The organism is Streptomyces sp. NPDC002144, from assembly GCF_053593695.1.
Genome location: NZ_JBSFDB010000121.1, coordinates 1 through 7,317 on the forward strand (window position 1 = coordinate 1; position 7,317 = coordinate 7,317).

Below are 7,317 nucleotides of genomic sequence, written 5' to 3' on the forward strand. Positions count from 1 at the left end.
GGCGGATCTTCCGCAAAGCCCGGTGCAGCCCGAACCGACTGTCGTCAATCGCAGCCGCCATCCTCACCCTGGAGAGGCACCGCTGAAAAGGCTCACTGGTCACGCACCCAGAAGCGTGTTCACGATCACCGTGCTCGCCACGGTTCCACGTGACGACACCTTTGCTGCTGGGTGTAGCCGCCAGGTACGCCGACGCTGACAGAACTCCAGAACGGCTCGGCCTCGCGGAAATGGCCGCCGCCCGTGTGCCACGGGACTTTTGGGTACCCATGGCGCAGCGATCGGAGAGCGGCTGAGGCAAGGCCATAGCGTTTGTAGCCCTCGTACGAGTGAGGAGCCTCAACCCAGCCGATCTTGCACAGATCACAGACCACGTACTCGACCTCGAAAGCCAGGTCGGATAGGACGTAGGCCGCTCGGATGCGCCAGCCTGTTCGCTCGTAGTAGCCGGCGGGCCGGTCCACCCAGGGTTCCGAGGGGGTCGTGGTCCAGTCGAAGCGGTAGCACGCGGGGTTCATCCATCGGCGGATCCGGTCTCGTAAGGTCGGCTGGTCGGGCCACTCCCGTACCCAGTGGACGCGGTCAGATTGGCGCGCTACAGCGCGGATTGCCGCCTCCCTGTCAGCCATGCTCTCCCCTCTCCGGGCCCTGAAAATGCCCTCGACCATGGTCGGGTGCGGGGAGGCTGCTGTACAGCACACCGTGTGACTGGGCTGCGGCGCCCTCAGCCATGGGGCCGCGGTCTTGAGGAGGGAATCCACCCCGGCGGACTCTTGGTGAGAAGGCTGTTCGGGCCGCTGCAGGGAAATGTCGAAGGAGATAGTCGTGTGAACGCCCTCTCGGTAACGCTGATCTCGGCATTCACTTCAGGTGTGATCTCCATGGGGCTCGTGTGGCTGACGGGTCGACAGCAACGGCTGGATATCAAGCGCACTCAACGCGAGAAGCACAACATGTCCTATCTCAACCCCCTGAGGTGGCACACCGCTGAAGCTCACCATCGGCTCTCCCTCTACGCCACTGCTATCGACCGTCGCGGCTGTTATCGGCCTGCTCAGCTCGTCAACCAGCCGCAGGACATCGATAACAAGGACGCCGATTGGTTCGCCGGGACGGGCGTAGCGCTGGTTTCCAGCATCTGGATGATTGCATGCCTGTTCGCCCAGATGACTCGCGCCCGTAGCGACATACCGTTCCTGCGCTTACCCGGAAGGGACGACACAAGATTGGCTGCTCTGATATTGAAGGTCCATGTAGCGTTCGCTGCGTGTGACGTCTACTACGCAACACAGACCAGCCTCGGCACCGACGTCATTCTCGAACCCGATGGACGACTCCGAAGTTACAGAGAGTTTTGCGATCTTCTTTCGCAACCGGATCGAAGAGTGTGGGCTGACCCCCTCATCTGGTTCCACCTCACCATCGCTAACGGCGAACGTCGCGCCGACCTCCAGCGCGTCTTGGGGGCACTTCAGGAACTGTCCGGCTTCCTCGACGACAGCCTTGCCGGCGGTGCGTCACTACGAGCGCGCTGGGATGCGGAGTTGTAGAGCAGGCCCACGACGGCTGGTCCGTGACGACGGCTTCCAGGCCCTCAGCTTGGGAAGCTGCGAGCATTTGGAGGCGGTTCGGGCGCTGACCTGGGCGGACGGCCAGTGAGCGGTATCGTCGGGCCTGGCCGCTTTCACCGTGATTCCCCGCTGTTCCCCGCTCGATCTGGTGCGCTTGTGGTGCGCAGTCGTGCGATGTCCGGCGGATCGTGTTGGTGAGCCGCCTTACTACTTCCGCCACTTGTCCGTGAGCTGGTACCGGCCGAGGCCGTGGCGGGCGGTCAGGGCGACAACATCGACGCCGTGCTCGGTGAGCGACTGGTCGATGTAGTCGCACAGCTCTTCGCGTTCGTCAGCTTCGAAGGCCCTGCCGTTTTGGGCGTCGTCCACCGCGTTGAGGGCCAGGACGACGCGTTCCACCACAGCAAAGACCTGCTCGTCAGCGGCCTCGCCAAGTCCAGGAAGCTCGCCCTCGAACGCGTCGAGGACTACGTCGGTCGCCGTAAGCAGTTCCTCGGGAAACAGCGCTGCCATGCAGGCACACTCGGCGTCCAGGGTGCCGGCGGCAAGCTGCTCGGCTTCCTCAGCTATGCCGTGACGCCAGCTCGTAGTCGGTCTCTCAGCCATGGGCGGGACCGTACAGCTCGGTACTGACAGCGACGGCTGAACATCCGCGGGGCGGTCAGCGGCCTCCGCACCATGCGCACGCTTTCCAACTGCGGTGGTGGGGTGGTGGGCTGTGTGCATGGGCGTTCACCTGCGTTCATGGGCGGCTGGCCGCCGGTGCGTGGATGGCATCGGATCTAGCCTGAAGGACGGTAAACGGGGCTGAATAAGAGGAAAGTGAGACGGGCCACGGTCGAGGTGCTCACGCCGATCATGTGGCGGTCGACTGGTTCTGGTCATCGACCAGAACCATGGTCACGGCGCCCATGCTGGGTGACACGGCCCGTTCCATGCTCGACATCAACACTCCTGATGGTCCTCGTGCCTCACTTCACGATTGATAGCAGTGAGACACAGCTGATCGGAGCACCTGTGGCACCTGTGGCTCAGTCCCTGAAGGGCAATGCAGATAACACGAGCTGAGGTGCTGCTCGCAGAGGCGGTCGAGCGGTCTCAGGTCCTCCCCGGCTGCAAACTCTCGGGCGGGCGCTGGTGGTCGTACTACGACGCCCGGTGGCTCACCTCGGCGTCCACCCTGATGGACTACATGGTGTCGCTCGCCGAGGTCTGGGACTCCGGAGCATCCCAGTCTGGTTGGCCGCTTAACCGACACTCCGATGTTCCTCGTGATTCCCCGCGGAGTTGGTCAGTCGGTCGCCGGCGGTTCTTGGCGTCGACCGCGGTTGTGGTGGTTGCTCCAGTGCGTTGCTGTAGCGCAGCGCTCACTGCAGCCGTTCCGCGCCTGCCCATCGGCCCTGAACGTGTCGCTCTGCGCCGAGGGGATGACCTGCGGCGAAGCCGATGTCATCGTAGAGAGCCGCACGAGGCGGCGAGACTCTTGTGCCAGTGTTACGTTCATAGTAGCTAAATCTGCGCGTTTCACTGGCGCCGATATCAGGAGTGCCGGTACTCTCCGCACTTACACACCGTCTCGTCTGGGGGCAGATCTGTGGCCGAGATCGTAACGACAGCACTTGGTCTTATTGGCAAAATGGCCGCTACCCCGCTAAAAGATGCAGCAATGCGCCGCCCAGGCATTATTTCCGCATTGAAGAAGCTGCATCTCGACCCCAAGCAACCGCCCCAGGATTTTTACAGTCTCTACGCCTATGCTCTAGTCGAGACATTCTATGGGCGCCCCGTTTCATCTCTTCTGAATCTCTTCAAAGATGAGTATGTGCAGCAGTCCTTCTACAGATCGTTTTCCGACGACGATTGGACTCGCCTGGCACGAGAGGTAGCAGAGGCCATAGAACGCAACAGAGAGACGAAAGAATTTGGCCACCTGGGTCACGGTGTAGATGAGGAACTAAGGTCTTTTATCTCGAAGTTCCATGATCTGGTCAGCCGCAGCAGAACCGCCTACGAGGTACGCGTTGAGAACAAAATTGACGACGTATCCAGGATGCTCGATCAGGTTCTCAAAACGCGTTATGAAGAGGAAGCGCGTCGGCAATTTGAGAATCCGGAACGAGCGGAGTCAAGCCCGGCAGAGCGCCTCAAGAGTGACGTCCAGACGTGGTTTGCCGCTGTTGGTTACAAGGTGCGATCTGAGTGGCGTGCTCTCCCATCGGCTGTGGCACTTTTGGTGGAAGTTCCGCAACGGCGGCGAGGCAGGTTTGATCTAGTAGTAGTCATGTGTGTCGATGGGGAGCTGGCTCCTTATCAAATGGAAACCCTGAAGACTCTCGTAGCAGATTCGAACGCAGCAGAGGGATGGGGTATCGCGCACCTCAGGGTAAGTGAGGCAGCGCGGCGGAGGGCTCGCGAATCCGAAGATGTTCTGTTCTGCTATTCTTTTGACGAGCTTATCGACCTTGAAGCGGACTTCGAGCCTTACATTGATTGGCTTGAAAATGAAGTCCGGGGGCGACAAATCGACACAAGGTATGTCCCTTTGTCGTGCCAGAAGGAAGAGGTTGATCCACTTACCGAAACGCCAAGCGAAACGAGCGTCTATGAGTGGAGAGACGGAGGCCTGGATAGGTACGTAGACACATGGCTCAGCGACCCCGCCAAGAAACATCTCTCAATTCTCGGTGAGTTCGGGATGGGAAAATCATGGTTTGCAATGCATCTGGCCGGGCGCCTTGCGCAGGGGTGGAAGGACGCCAAGTTGCGTGGGGTTGCCCGTCCCCGCATTCCACTCGTAATCCCTCTCCGCGACTACGCTAAGCAGACGTCGGTTTCTGCTCTTCTCTCTGAGTTCTTCTTCCATAAGCATAATGTCGCCCTAAAGAACTATGATGTTTTTCGAGTACTAAATAGGATGGGTCGATTCCTGCTCATATTTGACGGATTCGACGAGATGGCGTCTCGCACCGACCGGAACACGATGGTCTCCAACTTTTGGGAGCTAGCAAGCGTAGCTGAGCCAGGCGCTAAGGTTCTCCTAAGTAGCCGGACGGAGTACTTTCCGGAAGCTAAGCAGGCAAGAGATATCTTTGCAGCCCGAGTGTCGACCGCTGCGACAACCGTCCCCGCGGACGGACCGACGTTTGAAATAGTCGAACTCATCCCATTCGATGATGACCAAATTCGACTGATGCTTGGCCATCTACTGACCCCGGCGAAACTCCAGGTCGTGATGGATCACGATGATGTGCGCGATCTCATGCGGCGGCCGGTTATGTCGGAGTTGGTAATTGACGCCTTGCCGGAGATCGAGCAGGGTGCCGTCATCAATCTAGCTCGCATTTATTTGTATGCAATTAAGCGTAAGATGGACAGGGATGTCTTGTCCGAGCGTACATTCACGTCTCGCACGGACAAGGTATTTTTCCTGTGTGAAGTTGCTTGGGAGATGATCCGCAGTAGTCAGCTAAGGTTGAACTATCGAGATTTCCCAGAGAAGCTTCGCGCCTGCTTCGGCTCAGTCGTCGAGAACGCAAAGGACCTCGACTATTGGGAACAAGATATGCGCAACCAAGGCATGCTTGTCAGGAATTCAAGAGGTGACTACGGGCCCTCCCATAAATCCCTCTTGGAATTTCTGGTGGCCTTTAAGTTTGCGGCAGAGCTGGGGCTCTTGCGAGGGGATTTTCTGCGACTCGTACCCGTGGTAGAGGGTACGCAGAGTAGAAGCTACTCATGGTCGCGATACTTCTCCTCACGAGCCGCCGATGGCACACTTCCAGAAATTGAACGGTTCCAGCGAGAGGATGGCGATAGGCTGGCCGACAACTTTGGCTCTGCCGAATATAATCCTGTCATCTTCGATTTTCTGGCTACAATGGTGAAGGAATGTGATCACTTCCAAAGTGATCTCATTGAAATTATACGCGGTACTGCGGAACTTGCGAAGCCGCAGAATTTGGGCGGAAATTGCGGCAACCTAATTGGCCAGGCGGGTGGCTCTCTTGCTGGAGCAGAACTTGACGGCGCAAATCTTAGCGGGCTATGCCAGACAGGCGAGCTGCTTCTAGATGTCTCCCTTGAAGGCGCCAGCATGGCGGGCGCGGACCTGACCGGTGCGCGACTAGCTCTTTTGAACAAGCAGCGAGTGAATTTCAAGGGTGCGCATCTTCGGGGCAGCGATTTCCTCATCAGTAAGGTAGTTCCGGAGAGAATCCTGTTTCATGCGGATGGTGCATTCACTGCTTTGCGCGCAGAGCAGAGCAGCGTCCGGCGTTGGCAACAACGTTTCAACCACAATGCTCTTCATTGGCCTTCAGGCGATGTCAACTCAGAGGCGATTAGCGTTCCGCTGCGAAGGAAAGACCCGGACCCGTGGGGAGAAGGGTGTGGAATCTTCAAATGGGAGGAGGGAACGTGGGGTTACTCGGACTATCTCGGCGCATCAATTGCGTCATCAACCTCGGGCCAAGTACTGTATCAGATTCCTGGGCGAGTATATTCCAGCATTCTTTGGGGCGGCATCCGAGCGCTTGTCATGTCGGATGAGGATGAAGGAAATCGCCTTGGTATTGGTTGGGTCATTGTTGATCCGAGGTCAGGCGAGCAACTCGCTGTTTGCGACGAAGAGGACGCTCACCGTGAGCAATTCGAACTTTTCTCTTATGACACAGGCGAATCGCTGCTGAGTCTCTGGGCGTCCGGGGATCACGAAACCGCAATTTTCGAGATGAGAGCAGGCTCAGCTAAATTTTCTGAGGTCTCCAGAATTCCTGTCGGGGTCAAGGATTCGATCAATAGACGCCAGTCTCCGCACGTGATGGCTGACGGCGAAAATTTTTATCTTCGCCACAGCGAGCTCGGATGTCTGACGTATCCAAAGGATGTTGTTGGGGAGGCAGCTGGGCATGCAGGTGAGGCGGGTGAGGTGCAATTCACGCCGGATGCAGGCCACCTGGTGTTTTCCTTCGACAATCGCCTTGAGGTATGGGAGTGCGCCCCGGAGCGGTGGAGGATGCTGTGGTCCGCACCGACCAGCACCGCCCCAGTCGGTCAATCCGTCGTTTCTAGCGATGGAACCAGGCTGGCTTCAGCTTGCTCCTCCGGAGAGGTTTCTATTCGGTCGCTGCTTAGCGGCGAGATCTTGGCATCTGTGTCATTCAATCCTCACCTGCGCCAAGCATCTTTCTCCCGGGATGGGGACCTGGATCTCGATGGATGTGATGGGGATTCGATCATCTTGGCTGGCGGTGTGATTATCTAGGATGGTGACACCGGTCGACGGCACAGGTCGGTGGAGCGGCTTTGGGGTGGCGCTGCTTTGGCGCGAGTGATCATGGCCCCGTAAGCTTGCGGCGCGTCGGGCAGGTAGTGGACCTGCCCGGTAAAGCACGACGTTGGGGCCATGATCTTCGAGGCTCGCGCCAAAGTGGCTCCGTAAAGCCGCGGAGCCGACCGCCCCAGCCCCGACGTATCCCTTCTCTCACCGCAAGCGGCTGATTGCTGTAGCGCGCGGCACGGGCGCCGGCCGGGCTGGAGCGGGGCGGAGACAGGAGCGCAGGCCCGGCCGGCGGCCGGGCCGCGCGCGGTGAGCGGAGCGAGCCGCCTTGATTACGTGGAGAAAGTCTGAGCCAACTGAGACTCGACAGAGATGTCTTGTCTCGGTTGATGCTTGACGTTGTGGCTTCACCTGATGCTTGACACCGCTTGCCTCGGCTTGGCTGTGCGCGTCTGATCGGCGCGTGCA

3 protein-coding genes are annotated in these 7,317 nt (G+C 58.8%); 2 read left to right on the forward strand and 1 reads right to left on the reverse strand.

What is annotated here, in order from left to right; genetic code table 11:
• The first annotated feature begins 827 nt into the window (after positions 1-827).
• Positions 828-1,550 carry a hypothetical protein gene (locus ACWCQ1_RS51265; RefSeq protein WP_451030032.1) on the forward strand — a complete coding sequence of 241 codons (723 nt, stop codon included), beginning with the start codon at positions 828-830 and terminating at the stop codon, positions 1,548-1,550.
• 228 nt (positions 1,551-1,778) lie between these two features.
• On the opposite strand, the gene ACWCQ1_RS51270 is transcribed toward ACWCQ1_RS51265, so the two are convergent.
• Positions 1,779-2,177: a hypothetical protein gene (locus tag ACWCQ1_RS51270; protein ID WP_451030033.1), complete on the reverse strand. Its 399-nt coding sequence runs from the start codon at positions 2,175-2,177 to the stop codon at positions 1,779-1,781.
• 988 nt (positions 2,178-3,165) lie between these two features.
• Between ACWCQ1_RS51270 and ACWCQ1_RS51275 the strand changes: the two genes are divergently transcribed.
• On the forward strand, positions 3,166-6,834 hold the full coding sequence (locus ACWCQ1_RS51275; protein WP_451030034.1) for an NACHT domain-containing protein: 3,669 nt from the start codon (positions 3,166-3,168) through the stop codon (positions 6,832-6,834).
• The last annotated feature ends 483 nt before the right edge of the window (positions 6,835-7,317 follow it).

Bases quoted from the DNA above. Each gene is read 5' to 3' on its own strand.
- ACWCQ1_RS51270 (WP_451030033.1), bottom strand. From the start codon at position 2,177: ATGGCTGAGAGACCGACTACGAGCTGGCGTCACGGCATAGCTGAGGAA.